The sequence below is a fragment of the Psychrobacter sp. CAL346-MNA-CIBAN-0220 genome, from assembly GCF_040309805.1.
GTDB lineage: Bacteria > Pseudomonadota > Gammaproteobacteria > Pseudomonadales > Moraxellaceae > Psychrobacter.
The window spans coordinates 1-247 of the sequence record NZ_JBEOPF010000599.1 but is presented as its reverse complement, the minus strand read 5'-3'; the positions used below and the strand labels follow the sequence as shown (position 1 = coordinate 247).

1 protein-coding gene is annotated in these 247 nt (G+C 44.9%); it reads right to left on the bottom strand.

All coding sequences use genetic code 11. The features are described from left to right. Window positions 1–247 (bottom strand): hypothetical protein (locus AAEY88_RS14950; RefSeq protein WP_350563656.1); only part of this gene is annotated, 247 nt, incomplete at both ends.

The window sequence follows — 247 nt, the reverse complement described above, 5'->3', positions numbered from 1 at the left end:
CCGCATTATTGTTTTCAGTCGCGACTTGATCGGTTTCTGTTGTCAGTTGGCTTGGATGGACAAACACGGCTTTGTTATCAAAGGAGCGAAACGTCAATGCCAAATCATATTGCTTACCCTCAGCATTGAGCACATCATAAGCCTGACTTTCTTTTTGATGCGTGTCGTTTTTGATGGCTTCAATCTTGCTTTGATACTGGTCGATACGAAAGCGCTGGCTCAGGCGTTTTTTGGCCTGTTGCCATAG